Annotated in this window: 13 protein-coding genes and 1 rRNA gene; 7 read left to right on the top strand and 7 right to left on the bottom strand. The window is 58.7% G+C overall.

Annotated features, from left to right (window positions below; translation table 11 throughout):
• Positions 1-75, top strand: a 5S ribosomal RNA gene (gene rrf / locus IEQ42_RS27860); the annotation flags it as partial.
• A gap of 175 nt (positions 76-250) precedes the next feature.
• Here the strand turns inward: rrf and IEQ42_RS12055 are convergent.
• The gene (locus IEQ42_RS12055; RefSeq protein WP_210703687.1) at positions 251-877 is read right to left on the bottom strand and encodes a TetR/AcrR family transcriptional regulator; all 627 of its coding nucleotides are present in this window, start codon (positions 875-877) and stop codon (positions 251-253) included.
• Between the two features lie 130 nt (positions 878-1,007).
• Here IEQ42_RS12055 and IEQ42_RS12050 point away from each other — a divergent pair, with 130 nt between their 5' ends.
• Positions 1,008-2,225 carry an MFS transporter gene (locus IEQ42_RS12050; protein ID WP_210703686.1) on the top strand — a complete coding sequence of 406 codons (1,218 nt, stop codon included), beginning with the start codon at positions 1,008-1,010 and terminating at the stop codon, positions 2,223-2,225.
• Between the two features lie 138 nt (positions 2,226-2,363).
• Here the strand turns inward: IEQ42_RS12050 and IEQ42_RS12045 are convergent, their stop codons facing one another.
• Positions 2,364-4,490, bottom strand: a complete 2,127-nt coding sequence (locus IEQ42_RS12045; RefSeq protein ID WP_210703685.1) for a TonB-dependent receptor family protein — start codon at positions 4,488-4,490, stop codon at positions 2,364-2,366.
• A gap of 169 nt (positions 4,491-4,659) precedes the next feature.
• On the opposite strand from IEQ42_RS12045, the gene ppk2 reads away from it, so the two are divergent.
• Positions 4,660-5,475 (top strand): polyphosphate kinase 2, encoded by an 816-nt coding sequence (gene ppk2, locus IEQ42_RS12040; RefSeq protein WP_210703684.1) that lies wholly within the window; start codon positions 4,660-4,662, stop codon positions 5,473-5,475.
• 144 nt (positions 5,476-5,619) lie between these two features.
• The gene (locus IEQ42_RS12035) at positions 5,620-5,835 is read left to right on the top strand and encodes a hypothetical protein (protein WP_210703683.1); all 216 of its coding nucleotides are present in this window, start codon (positions 5,620-5,622) and stop codon (positions 5,833-5,835) included.
• A 24-nt stretch (positions 5,836-5,859) separates the two neighbouring features.
• Here the strand turns inward: IEQ42_RS12035 and IEQ42_RS12030 are convergent, their stop codons facing one another.
• Positions 5,860-8,505 carry a bifunctional diguanylate cyclase/phosphodiesterase gene (locus IEQ42_RS12030; RefSeq protein ID WP_210703682.1) on the bottom strand — a complete coding sequence of 882 codons (2,646 nt, stop codon included), beginning with the start codon at positions 8,503-8,505 and terminating at the stop codon, positions 5,860-5,862.
• A 298-nt stretch (positions 8,506-8,803) separates the two neighbouring features.
• Here IEQ42_RS12030 and IEQ42_RS12025 point away from each other — a divergent pair, with 298 nt between their 5' ends.
• Complete coding sequence (locus IEQ42_RS12025) at positions 8,804-10,999, top strand: OsmC domain/YcaO domain-containing protein (RefSeq protein ID WP_210703681.1); 2,196 nt, start codon at positions 8,804-8,806, stop codon at positions 10,997-10,999.
• Positions 11,000-11,056: 57 nt separating this feature from the next.
• Here IEQ42_RS12025 and IEQ42_RS12020 read toward each other — a convergent pair whose 3' ends face one another.
• Together IEQ42_RS12020 and IEQ42_RS12015 are read right to left on the bottom strand one after the other, a co-directional pair.
• Positions 11,057-11,551 (bottom strand): PaaI family thioesterase, encoded by a 495-nt coding sequence (locus IEQ42_RS12020; protein ID WP_210703680.1) that lies wholly within the window; start codon positions 11,549-11,551, stop codon positions 11,057-11,059.
• 72 nt (positions 11,552-11,623) lie between these two features.
• The gene (locus tag IEQ42_RS12015) at positions 11,624-11,872 is read right to left on the bottom strand and encodes a hypothetical protein (protein WP_042562040.1); all 249 of its coding nucleotides are present in this window, start codon (positions 11,870-11,872) and stop codon (positions 11,624-11,626) included.
• 170 nt (positions 11,873-12,042) lie between these two features.
• Here IEQ42_RS12015 and IEQ42_RS12010 point away from each other — a divergent pair, with 170 nt between their 5' ends.
• Positions 12,043-12,681: an ATPase gene (locus IEQ42_RS12010; RefSeq protein ID WP_210703679.1), complete on the top strand. Its 639-nt coding sequence runs from the start codon at positions 12,043-12,045 to the stop codon at positions 12,679-12,681.
• Positions 12,682-12,761: 80 nt separating this feature from the next.
• Positions 12,762-13,103: a hypothetical protein gene (locus IEQ42_RS12005; RefSeq protein WP_210703678.1), complete on the top strand. Its 342-nt coding sequence runs from the start codon at positions 12,762-12,764 to the stop codon at positions 13,101-13,103.
• A gap of 256 nt (positions 13,104-13,359) precedes the next feature.
• Here the strand turns inward: IEQ42_RS12005 and IEQ42_RS12000 are convergent, their stop codons facing one another.
• Together IEQ42_RS12000 and IEQ42_RS11995 are read right to left on the bottom strand one after the other, a co-directional pair.
• A complete protein-coding gene (locus IEQ42_RS12000; RefSeq protein ID WP_228731979.1) occupies positions 13,360-14,454 on the bottom strand; it encodes a GAF domain-containing sensor histidine kinase in 1,095 nt (364 codons plus the stop codon).
• 132 nt (positions 14,455-14,586) lie between these two features.
• A complete protein-coding gene (locus IEQ42_RS11995) occupies positions 14,587-16,767 on the bottom strand; it encodes a TonB-dependent siderophore receptor (RefSeq protein WP_210703677.1) in 2,181 nt (726 codons plus the stop codon).
• Positions 16,768-16,778 lie beyond the last annotated feature (11 nt).

Raw genomic sequence — 16,778 nt, 5'->3', positions numbered from 1 at the left:
GAACTCAGCAGTGAAACGATGCATCGCCGATGGTAGTGTGGGGTTTCCCCATGTGAGAGTAGGTCATCGTCAAGATTAAATTCCGAAACCCCAATTGCGAAAGCAGTTGGGGTTTTGTTTTGCCCGCCAGAAAGTTAATACAGTATTTTTGGACACAGTCCGTTTTGCATCTAGGTTTCAATTTACACAGCTCATCCACAACAGGCAGCGAACATCAGCTTCAGCGCTTTTTGTAACGCGCTGCCTCTGATCAATCCTTGCCAGACTTGGCGGCCGCAATGTCCCACGTCATCAATACCTGAGTGATTGCCGCATCAATCACCTCAATCGTAGTGTCATCCCGAGCGAGGATGGAAATCCCCTGCAGAAAACTGTCAAAAACTGTCGCCAAGGCGGGGGCCACAGTATTGGCCGGTAACTCACCGGCATTCATTCCTCGCTTGACGCACCCCAAGATCCCCGCACGAGTCCGTGCGCGGGACTGGGTGAGGGCTTCGACCACTCGGGCATTTTCAGGGCTGGGTGCGCTCATTACGCCAAGAGTAACCATGCAACCCTTGGGGTGGCCATCCTCGCACTGCATGCGCGCCGACTGGCGCAACGCGGTTTCAATAGCCTGGCGCGGAGGCAGATTTTCGTCCCACAGGCATTGGGTAACCTGAGCGAAGGTCTCCAGGTAACGCTGCACGCATTCGTCAAACAGGGCTTCCTTTGAGCCGAACGCAGCGTAAAAGCTCGGCGCGGAAATTCCGCCGCCCAATTGTGCTTTCAGCAGGGCGAGGGAGGTGGAGTCATAGCCGTGTTGCCAGAACAATTGCATGGCTTGCTCGACGGCGTCGTCGCGGTCGAAATTGCGGGGGCGGCCCGTTCTTGCCATTTCAGGATTCCTCGGTGAGATGATTTAAATACTAGACGATACATAAGTCGTTGACAACGAGTGGTCGCTGCCATCAGTATTTTATATCGATCGGTATTTAATTCTCAAAATCACTACTCAAGGACTTCCCGTGACGCCTTCACTCACTATATCGGCAACGCCGAAAAGCCTGCCAATCGGCGCCTTGCTGGCGTTGGCCATGACAGGTTTTATCTGCATAGTCACCGAAACCCTGCCTGCCGGCTTGCTGCCGTTGATCAGCGAAGGACTGGCGATCTCGCCGTCGATGGCTGGCCAGATGGTCACGGCCTATGCGTTAGGCTCGGTGCTGGCGGTCATCCCGATGACCATCGCGACCCGTGGCTGGCGCCGGCGTAATGTGCTGCTGCTGACTATCGTCGGTTTCCTGCTTTTCAATTCCATCACGGCGCTGTCCTCTCACTATGGCGTGACGTTGGTGGCGCGCTTCTTTGCCGGCGTATCGGCCGGGTTGGCGTGGAGTTTGTTGGCCGGTTATGCCCGCCGCATGGTCGAGCCCGCTCAGCAGGGCAAGGCGTTGGCGCTGGCCATGGTCGGCACACCCATTGCGCTTTCGCTGGGGGTGCCACTCGGCACATGGCTGGGTGGTCTGGTGGGTTGGCGCACCGCGTTTGGCATCATGTCGGGCCTGACGTTGATTCTGATAGTTTGGGTATTGGTGAAAGTGCCTGACTACCCACCGCAGCCCGCGCATCAACGCATGTCGCTGCGCACCGTGCTGACCACGCCGGGTGTGCGGCCGGTACTGGCGGTGGTGATCAGCTGGATGCTCGCGCACAACATTCTCTACACCTACATTGCACCGTTCGTGGCGTCGGCGGGGTTGGAGAGTCGGGTGGATCTGGTCTTACTGGTCTTCGGGATCGCTGCGTTGGTGGGGATCTGGTTGACGGCGAAATTGGTTGAGCCGCTGTTGCGAAAAACCACACTCGTCAGCCTCGCAGCATTTGCGGCGGTTTGCGTGGTGCTGGGTTTCTCAGGGCACGTACCGCAAGTGATCTACATTGCAGTAGCGGTGTGGGGATTGAGCTTTGGCGGCGCGGCGACGTTGTTGCAAACCGCGCTGGCGGATGCGGCCGGCGATGGCGCAGACGTGGCGTTGTCACTGAATGTGGTGGCATGGAATAGCGCAATTGCAGGCAGCGGCGTTGTCGGTGGCGTATTGCTGGACAAGTGGGGTGTCGCGTCTTTTCCGTGGGCGATGACGCTGCTGGTGGCTGTCGGGTTTGCCATTGTCTGGCGGGCGCGCGGGCATGGTTTCAAGCCGGGGACGCGTGGACATGGACGAACGGTGGTTGCCGGGCATTGAAGCCCCGAAGCGCTGCCATTGAGGGCGTCCCTTGCGGGGAGGGACGTCCTCAATGGCAGCGCTTTCAATTCTCGGTCTGAAATGGCTGATCGTTGGCCCACAGACATTGGCGGCGTATTGACCTATCCCGTCCTGGCCTCAGAGCAAACTCCACGAAACCCCGACATAAACGCCCATCCCTTCACCCGGCGTCGACCGCGCTGCATCCAGTCCCTTGTCGTCATACCCCGGCGTGACCGTCGCCGCGTAGTGTTTGTTGGTCAAATTACGCATGTCTACCCAGGTCTGCCAGTCACCTTTCGGCGCGTTGTACCCCAACGTCGCGCCGAACAGCGCATACGGATCGGCGTAGTAACTATTGGCGTAGTCCACTGCAACTTTCGACACCAGTTGCGTGTTCAAAGCGGCGAAGAAACCCTGCGGCCAGTCGTAGCGCAATTCACCCTGGTAGTAATGCATCGGCAATCCCGGCAAGCGGTTGTCACCGAAGCGATCGTCATCTCGGTAGTGGAAATCGCTGAAGGTGTACGCCTGACGCAAACTTAACTGCTGCCCGTCTGCGGAAGACCAGAGTTTGCTGTTCAGGCTGGCTTCGACACCTTGGTGCACGGTGGGGCTGGCGTTGAGCTCATACGGCGTGACTGCGGTGGCGTCTGGCAGCACCGAAAGCAACTCGTGGCGCACTTGCGCGTAGTACCAGGCCAGGCTCCATTCACCGAGCGCGCTTTCACCACGACCGCCGAGTTCCAGCGTGGTAGCTGTCTGATTTTGCAGTTTGATCGGGTCGCGCTGTGTGCCGGTGGCCGCACCGCTCCCAGTCGGGAAGCGCACGTTGGAGCTGTAGATCAGCGACCACGGATGCGGCGCTTCGACCGAGCGGCTGAGATTGCCGAACACTTGCAGGTCAGGTGTCACTTGGTAGCGCAGGCCGAGGCGGGGCGCGTAGTCCCAGTCGTTCATGCTGGTTTTGCCTCCGCTCTGCGGATAGGTGACGGCGCTTTCGCGGCGGGTATAGATGGCGGCGAGGCCGGTGGTCAGCCACAGGTCATCGGCAATTTCCAGATCATTGCCAAAGTGCAGAACGGTGTCCGAACCCTGATAGGTGAAATTGCGCATGCGCGTGCCCGGTACATAGGCTGCGGTGTTGCCGGTGGGAATGCGCACAAACTCACTGGCGCCATCGTTGGGCAGATGTTTGGTCACGCGCAGGCCCACATTGCTGCGACTTTCCATGCCCCACAGCGTGTCGCGGCGCTTGTAGTCGAAGGTGCCGCTGACGTCGGTATAGGCGACCTTCAGACGATTCGGGCCTTCGCGCAGATCCATCGGGTAGTCGTGGTAAACGAGGCCGGTCTGGATGCTGGAATCGTCGTCGATGTAGAAGGTGGTCTTGTTGCCGATGAAGGTGCTGCCCGGCTGCTTGCGGCTGTCATCGCGCGACACGTAAGCCGGGTTGGCTGCCCGTGGGTTGTGTTCGATGGAGTGCTTGGTCACGCGTCCGGCGAGGTCGTTGTCGGTTTCGCGGTAACGGATGTAGAAGCGGGTTTCCAGGTTCGGGTTGAAGCGATAACCGAAGTTGGCAATCAGGCCTTTGCTTTCGCTGGCAGTGTGATCCTGATAGCCGTCGGCGTTCGAGCCGGTCAACGACATGTAGTAATCGAAGTCGCCGAGCACTTGCCCGGAACTGACCTGACGCTGCTGGTAACCATGGCTGCCGGTGGCATAGCGGACTTGCAGTTTCGGCGCGTCGTAGCCGGTATGGCTGACGTAATCGATGGCACCACCGAGGGCCAGCGAGCCGCGATCGAAGCCGTTAGCGCCGCGCAGCACCTCAACATGGTCGACCCACAACGGTTCGAGCAATTCGTAAGGCGTGCCGCCGGGGCCGGTCAGCGGCAGGCCGTCGAGCATTGTATAAAGCCCCGAAGCATGAGCGCCCGGCGCACGATTGATGCCTGAGCCGCGAATCGAAATCTTCACGCCTTCATTGCCCGCCGACTGCGCATAAACCCCCGGCTGATAGGCCAGCACATCCTGATTACTCGCAACGCGGCCCTGCAATGGCTGGCGCATGTCGACAACGCTGGTGCCGCCGGGCACAGCGGCCAGACGCACCTTGGCGTCGTCGACAGCCGCGTCGGTACCGCTTCGGTCCTCGGCGGAAATCAGCACCTGCCCCAACTCCATACCTTGAGCCTGAGCCATGGTCGGGCACGCGAGGGCCAGCCCCAACAACGCGGTGGGCAGGGAATTGGGCGAGGGCATCGAAAAACTCCAGACAAGACAGGCACGGGCAATGAACAGTGCGACGTTAGAAAGAACGAAAGAAACACATCGCGATTTTGCTTATTGTCCGGCAATGGAAAACAACGCGCCATAAACTAATCTCACGAGTCTGGTTCACAGCGATATTCCAATCCGTGAGGGCTCGACCATGGCAAAAGACAAGAAGAAAGCCGCAAAGACCTCCGAAACTCCCCGGTTGAAAAACAAGGCTTACCTTGAGCAGTTACGCACGCTGCATGTCGAGCTGGTCAAGCTGCAGGAGTGGGTCATCGCCAAGGGTGTGAAGGTTTGTATCGTCTTCGAGGGGCGCGATGGTGCGGGGAAGGGCGGGACAATCAAAGCGATCACCGAACGGGTCAGCCCACGGATCTTTCGCGTCGTGGCGCTGCCGGCGCCAACAGAACGCGAGAAAAGCCAGATGTACGTCCAGCGCTACCTGCCACATTTGCCCGCTGCGGGCGAAGTGGTGATCTTCGATCGCAGTTGGTACAACCGCGCGGGCGTCGAACGGGTGATGGGTTTCTGCACCGAAGAGCAAGCCAACAAGTTCCTCAGATCAACGCCGCTGGTCGAGCGCGCAATCGTCGAGTCAGGGGTGATCCTGATCAAATACTGGCTGGAGGTCAGCCCGCAGGAGCAGACCCGTCGGCTGGAAGCGCGGATCAACGATGGCCGCAAAACCTGGAAGCTGACGGGGATGGATCTTAAGTCCTACAGCCGTTGGTATGACTACTCACGCGCACGTGACGAGATGTTCAAGCATACCGACACTAACCACGCCCCTTGGCTGGTGGCCGATTCCAACGACAAACGCCGGGCGCGACTCAACATCATCACTGATCTGTTGAGCCGCATTCCTTATGAGGACGTCGCACACGAGCCGGTCACGCTGCCCAAGCGGCAGAAACCGGGCAAGTACCGTGAACCGGATTATCAGTACAGACGCGTTGCAGACAAGTTCTGACGGCTCACTCTCGGCGCCCAAAGCCTTTCAGCGATTTGTGCCGGTATCGGGAGGCTCATGGGTCAGCCTTCCGCCCGTCGACTGCGCTGAACCACCGCGCCACCGCTTCTTTCTATTAAGGAAGTCCCCCATGAGTTAAACCCTATGTTCGATCAGCGCAAGAAAGAATTACTGGCGGCATGGCGCAAACTGGCGACGCAGTCGCAATTGCAGATGGATCCGGAGCAGCAGTACGACGAACTGCTCAAGGCGGCGGATGAAATGGAGGAGGCGGGGCTGATTACCAGCGCCGAATGGCGGCAGTTGGTTCGGGATGCGGGCAGTGTGTTCACCAGCGACACGACTCACACGCGTAGCTGATCGCGCTCAAACGGTTGACCCGCCTTACAAACCCTCAAGATTCAGGCCGCTCCTGACGCGGCCTTTTTTCGCCTTCGGTTGCGCTGCCTGGCCACTTCTCGATGTTTGCAGCAGACCCATGAATTCGGTTTTGTCGACCGGACGACTCATGAAGTAACCCTGTACTTCATTGCATTGATCAGCCCCCAGAATGTCCAGTTGCTCCGCGGTTTCGACGCCTTCGGCAGTGACGGTCAGGCCCATGGCTTTGCCCAGCCCGATGATCGCCTGCACCACCGCCCGATCATTGGCACCACTGCTGATCGAGGCGATGAAGCGCTTGTCGATCTTGATGCCATCGAACGGATACGCACGCAGGTAACCGAGCGATGAGTATCCGGTGCCGAAGTCGTCCATGTTCAGGCGCACGCCCAGCTCTTTAAGAGCGTTCATGGTGGTCAGCGCGCCGTCGGTATCGTTGAGCATGACGTTTTCAGTGATCTCAAGCTCCAGTCGACTGGCCGGGAAGCGGGTGTCGACCAGCACTTCGCGGACATCCTCGACCACATCGGTCACGGCGAATTGCGCAGGCGACAGATTGACCGAAAGCAAGATGTCTTCCGGCCACGTCAGCGCCGTTTCGCAAGCCTCGCGCAACACCCAGCGCCCAAGCGGGACGATCAGGTCAGTCTGCTCCGCCAACGGTATAAACAGGTCGGGCCCAAGCAAACCCTTGGTCGGATGCTGCCAGCGCACCAGTGCTTCGACTGAAACGATCTGCTTGCCATCAACTTTGTAGCGCGGCTGGTAGTGCAGGATAAACTCGTTGTGCTTGAGCGCATGGCGCAGGTCGTCTTCCATTTGCCGGCGTGTCTGGATCTGGTCGCTCATGTGCGCTTCGAAATAGCACCAGGTGTTCTTGCCCTCGGACTTGGCCCGGTAAAGCGCAATATCGGCGTAGCGGATCAGTTCGCTGGGGGTGAATCCATGGCGTCGGCTCAGGGCGATGCCGATGCTGGCGCCGATGTGCAGCGGGTGATGCTCGAAGATCACCGGTTGATGCAGGCTGCCGATCAATCGGGTGCAGAACTTGTCGATTTCGTTAGGTGCGTCCATGCCATTGAGCACCACGACAAATTCGTCCCCGCCAAGCCTGGCGACGATGTCATCGTCGCGGGTGCATTCACGCAAACGGGCGGCGACTTCCTGCAGCACCGCATCACCGGCCGGATGGCCGAGCGAATCATTGATCGGTTTGAAGTTGTCCAGATCGATCATCAGCAGCGACAGCGCCGGCGCGTGCTCCCTGAGCATCAGCGCTTCATCCAGATAACGCGCGAGTTTGTTGCGATTGGGCAGCCCGGTCAGGGCGTCGTGCATGGACAAGTGCTGGATTTGAGCATGGGCGGCGACCTCGTCGGTGATATCGCTGGCGGTGCCGCGATAACCGATGACGACATGCTTGTCGAAGATCGGGCGAGCCGAAAGACGGCAATGACGTTGTTGCCCGGAATGGTCGCGGTAGGTGCAACGCAGATCGCTGGCGTGACCTTCCTCGTTCAGTTTCTTCAGCCACAGTTCCAGCGGCGTGGTGTCGCAAAACAGCAGTTGACCGATGTCCTGGCCCTGCCAAAGGGTTTGGGGATAGCCAGTCACTTCGCTGAATCGCGCCGACAAATAGGTCAGCGACAGATGCCGGTCGGTCTCCCAGATCCAGTCCGAAGCGGCTTCCGCCACCGCACGAAAACGCTCCTCACTGGCTTCAAGGCCGAAGTTGGCGGCTTCCAGTGCAAGGTTGTAGGACTGCATCACCGCAAAGCTTTCATCGACATACCGCGACGAACGCAAAGCGTGGCGGAAGAAGTAGGCGGTCAGTAGCATCAATACCACCATCGTCGCGCCGAGGGTGGGCAGCAATGACCACAATAACTGTTGCCCCGGCCGCTCAAGATCGGACACCAGGCTAAAACCCGTGCTGTCCAGTGGCACTCGCGGGCGTGCCGGGTCCAGGGTTTCATTCGGGGCAAGGGTCAGATTTTTCAAGCCGTAAGCGCTGCCGATCTTGCGCAGTTTGGTCGGGGTGAGTTTGTCGACGAACACCAGCACAGAGGTTTCCTGCGCAGTCTTCTGCGGCCGATCATCGTTAGGCAAAATGGCCGCTGCCGACACCAGCGCCGGCCAGCCTTCGAACAGTGAGTAGCGGCTGACGGGGTGGGTCAAGTCGCTTTGGCCTTGCACCTGATCCAGCAGTGAAGCCGCGCTGACCTCCACGAACGCCGCGATATCCGTATCGAGCATTTGACCGCGAACCACAGCGTATTTGGTCCGCTCGCGATCCAGCACGAACACGCCGTCATAGCCGTCAGCGGTGAACAGCGTGTTACCCAGATTTTGCTCGGTATAGGCCCATTGGGTGTCGACCTGATCGCTCAGACGCTCATAGGCCGTGGTCCAGTAGGCGTAACTGGTGATGTAGTTTTTCGAGGCAGTGTTGCGATTTTCGAGGGCGCGAACCGAGTAGAACTCGGTCTTGCGGACTTCCTCCTTATCCAGTTTGTTGGCGATGCCGAGCAAGGCAACGGCCGCAGCAATCACGCCAGTGACAAATAGCGCACCCACGGCGACCGCCAGGCGCCGGGTGACGACGCTCTGCCGAGGGGGAAGCGGTGCTGCGTAAGTGGAAATGTCCATTCGCTCGTCCTTGATCCGCTGTCTTCTGAATCTAGAACAGTGCCGCTGGTGCAATGTTCAGATTCTTCTTCAGGATCATGCTGATCGGAGTCTGTAGAAGCGTAGTGAACACCGGGAGACTTTGCTTTTGCCAGTTTGCAACAAGTGACGACTGACCCGCCCAAGCCGCGCCGGATATGGGTTTGCGCGCCGAAGAAGGCGTCGCTCCGGTCAGCGGCGATTCCCGAAAGCACAAGACTTCCCGCTCAAAAACCGGATAATGGCCGCCATTCGTTTAGCCGTATTCTGGTAATCCCGCATGGAAATCAAGGTCAACTTTCTCGACAACCTTCGACTTGAAGCCAAGTTCGACGACTTCACGGTGATCGCCGATCAGCCCATCCGCTACAAGGGCGATGGCTCGGCACCGGGGCCGTTCGACTACTTCCTGGCGTCGTCGGCCTTGTGTGCGGCTTACTTTGTGAAGCTGTACTGCGACACGCGCAATATCCCCACGGAAAACATTCGCCTGTCGCAGAACAACATTGTCGACCCGGAAAATCGCTACAACCAGATCTTCAAGATCCAGGTCGAATTGCCGGCGGACATTTCTGAAAAGGATCGCCTGGGCATCCTGCGCTCGATCGACCGCTGCACGGTGAAGAAAGTCGTGCAGACCGGCCCGGAATTCATCATCGAAGAAGTCGAAAACCTCGATGCCGATGCCCAGGCCTTGCTGATGCCGCACTCGGGCTCGGCGGCGGGCACCTACATCGCCGGCAAGGACCTGCCGCTGGAGCAGACCATCGCCAACATGTCGGCAATTCTCGCCGACCTGGGCATGAAGATCGAAATCGCTTCGTGGCGCAATATCGTGCCCAATGTGTGGTCGCTGCATATCCGTGACGCGCACTCGCCGATGTGCTTCACCAACGGCAAGGGCGCGACCAAGGAAGGTGCACTGGCGTCTGCGCTGGGTGAATTCATCGAGCGACTGAACTGCAATTTCTTCTACAACGATCAGTTCTGGGGCGAGGACATCGCCAGCGCAGAGTTTGTGCATTACCCGGACGAGCGCTGGTTCCAGCCTGGCCCGAAGGACGAGTTGCCGAGCGAGATCCTCGACGAATACTGTCTTGAGATTTACAACCGCGATGGCGAGTTGCGTGGCTCGAACCTCTATGACACCAACTCTGGCAACACTCAGCGTGGCATCTGCTCGCTGCCGTTTGTGCGCCAGTCCGATAATGAAGTGGTGTACTTCCCGTCCAACCTGATCGAAAACCTGTTCCTCAGCAATGGCATGAGCGCCGGCAACACGTTGGCCGAAGCGCAGGTGCAGTGCCTGTCGGAAATTTTCGAGCGCGCGGTCAAACGCGAAATCCTCGAAGGTGAAATGGCGCTGCCGGATGTTCCGCAGGAAGTGCTGGAGAAATACCCGAGCATTCTTGCTGGCATCAAGGGCCTGGAAGAGCAAGGCTTCCCGGTGTTGGTCAAGGATGCGTCGCTGGGCGGTGAGTTTCCGGTGATGTGCGTGACCCTGATGAACCCGCGCACGGGCGGCGTGTTTGCCTCATTTGGCGCGCACCCGAGCCTGGAAGTCGCGCTGGAGCGCAGCCTGACCGAGTTGTTGCAGGGCCGCAGCTTTGAAGGCCTGAACGATCTGCCGCAGCCGACCTTTTCGGGGCAGGCAGTGACCGAGCCGAACAACTTCGTCGAGCACTTCATCGACTCCAGCGGTGTGGTGTCGTGGCGCTTCTTCAGTGCCAAGGCTGATTTCGAGTTCGTCGAGTGGGACTTCTCCGGCCACGGCGAAAACTCCAATGCCGAAGAAGCCGCAACGCTGTTCGGCATCCTCGAAGACATGGGCAAAGAAGTCTACATGGCGGTCTACGAGCACATCGGCGCCAAGGCCTGCCGGATTCTGGTGCCGGGCTACTCGGAAATCTATCCGGTCGAAGACCTGATCTGGGACAACACCAACAAGGCTCTGCAGTTTCGCGCCGACATCCTCAACCTGCACAGCCTGAGCAAAGTCGGCCTGCGCAACCTGGCGCAAGGTCTGGAAAAAAGCGAGCTGGACGATTACACCGACATCACCACCCTGATCGGCATCGAGTTCGACGACAACACGCCGTGGGGCAAGCTGACCATCCTCGAACTGCGCCTGCTGATTTACCTCGCGCTGCAAAAGTTTGATCAGGCGAAAGACCTCGTCGAAGCGTTCCTGCAATACAACGACAACACCGTCGAACGCGGCTTGTTCTACCAAGCGGTGAACGTGGTGCTGGAAATGGAACTGGACGAAGATCTGGAACTGGCCGATTACGAAGCCAACTTCCGCCGCATGTTTGGCAACGAGCGCATGGACGCGGCCATTGGCTCGGTGAACGGCAGCGTGCGTTTCTATGGTTTGACGCCGACGAGCATGAAGCTTGAAGGCCTTGATCGGCATTTGCGCTTGATCGAGAGCTATAAGAAGCTGCATTCGGCGCGGGCCAGCGTCGCGGTGTGATTTTGAAATGATCACCTGTGGCGAGGGAGCTTGCACCCTTGCCACAGTTTTCCGAAGTTAGCGCTTATGCGCAGCATCCGCCAACTGCCCGGTATCGACTCGCACAAAAACCGAATCACCCACAGCTGTCAGCACGTCGCCCGCAAATACCTCGCAAATCACCCGGGTTTTACGCCCGACTTCACCCTCGACTTTCGCCCGCAAGGTCAACGCTACGCCCATCGGTGTTGGTGCGATGAACTTGATGCCGAGGTTGCCCGTGACGCAATCGATGCGGGGCAAAGTCCCGGCTTCGCGGTTTTCTGCGCGGTAGTGATAGGCCATCGCCGTCCAGTTGGAATGGCAGTCGACCAGCATCGCGATCAGTCCGCCGTAGACCAGATCCGGCCAGCCGCAGTAACTGGCATCCGGCAGATGCTCGGCGATGACGTGCACTGCGTCTTCATGCCAATGGCTCTTGATGTGCAGGCCGTGGGGGTTGCGGCCGCCGCAGCCGTAGCAAACACCTTCGGGGGCGGCGCTGTCTTGCAGTGGGGTATCGAGGTTGGACATGGGTGTGGTCATCCTGAAGTAGTGAGCCCGGTCAGGCGAATGCGGTTACGGCCGCCGCGCTTGAATGTATGGTCATTCTTCGGACGTGAGCCACGTGTCGACAACCCGTCGATCCAGCTCTTCCCAATAGGCCATGCCCAAAACCCGCGTGGTGTTCAGCCCGCGCAGGTAACCGCGCAACTGATTGGCGGTGTCCCGAATAAGCTGCTGGTCAGCGTCATCCTTGCTCAGCAGGACACTTTCGTACTGGACCAGGTATTCAGCCACGCGCTCGCGATATTCGGATAGGACGGCGTCGCGGATCAGGTCAAATGTTCTCAAGGAGAATTCCTCATTCATCTTGTTCTAGTTGTGATCGAGTGTGTAATCAGTCTGCGCATTGCGCAACTATCGCTAGAAGTAATAGTGACCATCACCAAACGCAAGTTCTGCTTTGTCGCCGATGGGCGGAAAATCGCCCCATCGAACACGCAGCTCAAGGAATTTGCGCGATGAACATTCTGACTCGATTGGCTCTGGCGGCCCTGCTGATGGGCGCTGTCGCTGCGCCGACCTACGCCGACAATGCCCGGTCGTGTCATTTTCAATCCATCACCGGCAGCAGCGCCACGTTGCAGCATTCGCAGACTGTTGGCGTGCTGTACAGCGAAAACACCCTGGACAACCTGCAATACCTTGAGCGTTACCACGACATGGCCATCAACGGCGCGAAAGATGCGCTCGACTCGCGGATTCGCGACGCTTTCGTCGCCAGTTCCGACCCGGAACTGGCCATCGACTGGTTGATGAGTTCGTTACAACAGCAGTTCTTGTCAGTAACCGTCTACGACAGCCTCGACGAGCTGGTGCAGGCCCATCCCGATGTGGTGGTGAAACTCGACACGTTCAATCGTCTGCTGACCCAACGCAACAATCTGGTCGAAGCGCGATTTACCGCGCGGTTCTACGACGCCGACCTGCAATTCATCGGAAAGGCCGAAGGCGCGGTGGAAAAGCAGATGCCGTCGGTCTGGGTGCATAACCAGGCGGCGCCGCAAATCGCCGCGCAGATCGACAAGCAACGCGACTTGCAACTCAACGCATTGAAGCAGTTCGACCACTCGCTCAAGGCGTTGGTCTCGGCAAGCTAAACATCGCAACACCAATGGCAACGCCGTGAAGCTGAACCGTTGCCGGTTGAACCGAAACTTTATTTTCAGGATTTACACCGATGCGTTCTTTATCCGTTTCTGCCATGGCTGTCGCTGCCGTGCTGCTGGCCGGCTGCGCCTCTGCACCGAACGACCCGACCCTGACCTTGCAGACCCGCAAGACGCCTGCGCAGTACGCCGATTGCGTCGTGCCCAAGTTGCAGGGCATTGCGCTGAACCCGACCGTCTCGCAGACCCAGCGCAGTTACCGGATCGTGGTGCCGAGCAAGGTTTCGGCGGACAACGTGCTGGAAGCCTACAAGGCTGGCAGCGGCGGCAAGGTGTTCCTTTACGAGCGCCACCTGCTGGCCTCGAACTTCCTGCCATCAAGTTTTGAACGGGCAGCCCAGGACTGCATCTGATTTCGCCCGTTAACCGTATCTCACAGAGCTCCTTTGGTTGGCCGCAACCAACCAATTTTTTACCCCGCCCCTTAATTGGGTTGCGGGGTTTTTTTTGCTCGGATTTTGAGGGGGCGAGTCGCGTCGATTTTTTCCGGCATGTTCGGGCTGCACGTGCTCAAACCCATTTGAATTGAGCCGGGAATCTCGCGACAAAAGAGGTTCCCGATTCGCGGTCTGAGGTGACGCTCAGACTGCCGTTATGCGCCGTCGCAATCTACGAAGCGATGTAAAGGCCCAGACCCAGTCCTTCGCAGCGCTGCCCGGCTTCGGAGCGGGAGAAAGGCTCGAACAGCAGCGGCATCAACTGCGGCGCAATCGGTGTGCCCTGGTTGGTCAGCGAGATCACAATCTCGTCGTTCTCGGTCCAGGCGTTGAGGACAATCGGTTCACTGATTGAACCATGGGTGACCGCATTGCCCAGCAGATTGGAGAGCATCTGGCTGATGCGCAACGCGTCGCAATAGACACCTGTCGGCACGTCCAGCGTATGAATGAACGTTGCCTGCGGGTGGGACACCTGAACCTCTTCAAGCGTCATCCGCAGCGTGCGCTGCAAATCGTCGACCAGTTTTCGCTGCACTGGAATGCCGCCGCCGAGGCGTCCGCGGGCAAAGTCGAGAATGTTTTCGATCAACACACCCATGCGTACAGAACTGTTGCGGATCGCCGCGATAAAATTGAGCGAGCGCTTGTCTTCGACTTTGGTTTCGAGCAAATCGGCACTCATGCGAATGGCGCTCAGCGGTGTGCGCAGGTCATGCCCCAACACCGCGATGAACTGCTCGCGCAACCGGCCCAGCTCATTGACACTGTCCAGTTCGGCTTTGGCGGCGTGCAGACGCGTCTGTGTGTCGAGGCTCATGGCGATCAGTTGCGCGAATAGCGTCAGCGTCTTGGCGACGGCGGCTTCGTCGAGCTTGGCCGGTACGGAGTCGATCGCACACAGCGTGCCAAAAAATTCGCCATCGGCTTTGACGATAGGAATGGAAATGTAGCTCTCCAGTCCATAGGTTCTCGGCGTGTGATGCAATGAAAAGATCGGATGCAGGCTGGCATGGCCGAAGATGACAGGTTGATGATGCTGACGGATCTCGTGGCAAATGGTCGATTCGAGTACCAGTTCGTCGCCGGGTTTGAGGCCGAAATCGATCGAGTCGTCGACCGCGCACGCCACCCAGTTTTTTTCGGTAACCCGGGCCACCGCCGCGAAACGCATGCCGGTGATGTGCTTGACCATGCTCAGGATGACAGGCACTGCATCAATGCTGCGGATGGCTTCAATGTCTGATGTGAACTGAGGATCGGTCATGGCGGCGCTTCGAAATAATGTCGTCGAAAGACTATCTCTTATTGCCAGTCTTGGCTAATTGGCCCGTCCGAAAAAAGGGCGCCATGGCTTGTCCAGGCGCCCTTGCGTGTGCCGAGGTGAGGGTTACACGACTCAGAACTTGTATTTGGCCGTCAGCATGTAGCTGCGCGGAGTGCCGTAGTTGTCGTTGGAGCCCCAGGTGACATTACTGCCGATGGCGGAGTAGTAAACGCGATCGAAGATGTTGTTCGCGTTCACCTGCAGGTCGAGGTGTTTGCTGACTTCGTAACCGGCCATCAGGTCGGCGGTCGCGTAGCTGCCCTGCTCAAGACGATAGCTGTTGCCATTGGCGAGTGCGATGTCGTTATACATACGGCTCTGCCAGTAAACGCTGCCACCGACGCGGAGTTTTTCAAGTGAGCCTTGCAGGCGATACATCGTTGAGACCTTGAACAAGTGCTCGGGCGTGTCGCTGTCGAATTTCTGATTGTTGTTGGCCGGGTTTTCGTCCTTGATGTAATGCGCGCGGGTGTAAGTGTAGCCAGCGCCGAGCTGCCAGTTTTCGGTGAGCGCGCCCTGCAGTTCCATGTCGATGCCTTGGCTGCGCACTTTGCCGGACGCGTTGTAGCAGGTCATCACCGGGCAACCCAACTGGTTGTCCGCTGTGGTCGAGCGGCCGGTCTGGTCCATCTGAAACACGGCCAGGCTGGCGTTGAGTGCACCGTTGAAATATTCACCCTTGATGCCGACCTCGTAGTTTTCACCGACGATTGGCTCCAGCACCTTACCGGAGAGGTCTTTTTGGGTTTGCGGGGTGAAGATGTCGGTGTAGCTGGCGTAGACGGAGTGATGATCGTCCAGCTTGTAGATCAGGCCGGCATAACGCGTCAGGTTGCGGGTGATTTTGTAGTCGCCGTCGGTGGTGCGGTCATCGTAGTCATACCAGTCCAGACGGCTGCCGAGGATCAGCGTCAGCGGATCGGCCAGGCTCAAACGGGTGGTCAGGTAAACCGCATCCTGAGTGGTGACGCTGCGCGTCTTGCCATCACGCACGAAGTTGGGCTTGGGTGCGCCGATCGGCCAGGCCGTGGTGTAGGGATCATATTCTTTGGTAGTCGCATCGTAGACGCGATTGCTGGCGCCGACGACCAGCTCGTGGGTGCGGCCGAAGGCTTCGAACGGGCCGCTGGCAAATCCGTCTAAAGCGGTCTGCTTGTCGGTGTTGTGCGACTGATAGGCCGTGGTTTCGAGCGGGCCGGCGTAACGCGACTGGTAAGTGCCGGAGAACTCGCCGTTCAGCGTTGATGAGGAGCCGGCGACGTGCAATTTCCAATCGTTGTCGAAGTGATGTTCGATGTCGCCGAAGACTGTATCGATCTGCAGTTTCTTGTTCTCCCAATCCGAGCCCGGGTAGGTGGATCGGGGCAGGTCGAGGTGGTGGCCGTCGGTGCCGATCGGCAAACCGCCCCAGAAATAGTTGGTCTGCTCATTTTGACGAGAGAAGCCCAGCGTCGCCGTCGTGGCGTCGCTGAGGTCGGCTTCACCGATGGCGTAGAACAGACCGTGATCATTTTGCTCTTTGTCGCGGAAACTGTCGGCGCCCTGATAGGAGCCCACCACACGGCCACGCAAGGTGCCGCTTTCGTTGAGCGCGCCGGAAGCGTCGATCTCGCCGCGGTAATCATCCCAACTGCCGGCAGCACCGGTGAGCGTCACTTGCGGGATGGCTGTCGGGCGTTTGCGCACCATGTTGATCGCTGCCGAAGGGTTGCCGGCACCGGTCACCAGACCGGTCGCTCCACGCACGATTTCAACCCGGTCGAACATCGCCAGATTCGGCTGCACTGCCATCGAGTATGGCTGGTAAGAGCTCGGCAGGCCGTCGTACATGATGTTGTCGATGTCGAAACCGCGGGCGCTGTAATTTTGCCGACCCGGGCCGCTGGATTGATTGAGGAACAACCCCGGCGTGCCCCGCACCACATCGTTGATGCTGGTCATGCCCTGATCATCCATGCGCTGGCGGGTGATGACCGTCACCGCCTGCGGCGTTTCGCGCATGGTCAGCGACAGTTTGGTCGCAGTCTGCATCGGACCTGTGGTGTAGGACTCTGAACCTTCCGTTGTGCTGCTCATCTGCGTGGCGCCGATTTCGGTCGCACCCAGCTCCAGCGTGGCGGGCGCCGCGGTCTTTTCTGGCGTGGATGGTTTTGGTTCATCGGCCAGCGCTGGCGCGACGCCGGCCATGCAAATGGCCATTGCCAACAAGTTAGGCGAAAGGTTCGAACGGCGATAACGGGTATGAAACGACATCAATCTGCTTC

Source organism: Pseudomonas iridis, assembly GCF_017980685.1.
Classification (GTDB): Bacteria; Pseudomonadota; Gammaproteobacteria; order Pseudomonadales; family Pseudomonadaceae; genus Aquipseudomonas; species Aquipseudomonas iridis.
This window is presented reverse-complemented; position numbering and strand designations above follow the sequence as displayed.

Excerpts from the sequence above, each read along its gene's own strand:
- ppk2 (WP_210703684.1), top strand. The coding sequence starts at position 4,660 with ATGGCAAAAGACAAGAAGAAAGCCGCAAAGACCTCCGAAACTCCCCGG.
- IEQ42_RS12035 (WP_210703683.1), top strand. The coding sequence starts at position 5,620 with ATGTTCGATCAGCGCAAGAAAGAATTACTGGCGGCATGGCGCAAACTG.
- IEQ42_RS12010 (WP_210703679.1), top strand. The coding sequence starts at position 12,043 with ATGAACATTCTGACTCGATTGGCTCTGGCGGCCCTGCTGATGGGCGCT.
- IEQ42_RS12045 (WP_210703685.1), bottom strand. The coding sequence starts at position 4,490 with ATGCCCTCGCCCAATTCCCTGCCCACCGCGTTGTTGGGGCTGGCCCTC.
- IEQ42_RS12030 (WP_210703682.1), bottom strand. The coding sequence starts at position 8,505 with ATGGACATTTCCACTTACGCAGCACCGCTTCCCCCTCGGCAGAGCGTC.
- IEQ42_RS12025 (WP_210703681.1), top strand. The coding sequence starts at position 8,804 with ATGGAAATCAAGGTCAACTTTCTCGACAACCTTCGACTTGAAGCCAAG.
- IEQ42_RS11995 (WP_210703677.1), bottom strand. The coding sequence starts at position 16,767 with ATGTCGTTTCATACCCGTTATCGCCGTTCGAACCTTTCGCCTAACTTG.
- IEQ42_RS12005 (WP_210703678.1), top strand. The coding sequence starts at position 12,762 with ATGCGTTCTTTATCCGTTTCTGCCATGGCTGTCGCTGCCGTGCTGCTG.
- IEQ42_RS12000 (WP_228731979.1), bottom strand. The coding sequence starts at position 14,454 with ATGACCGATCCTCAGTTCACATCAGACATTGAAGCCATCCGCAGCATT.
- IEQ42_RS12020 (WP_210703680.1), bottom strand. The coding sequence starts at position 11,551 with ATGTCCAACCTCGATACCCCACTGCAAGACAGCGCCGCCCCCGAAGGT.
- IEQ42_RS12055 (WP_210703687.1), bottom strand. The coding sequence starts at position 877 with ATGGCAAGAACGGGCCGCCCCCGCAATTTCGACCGCGACGACGCCGTC.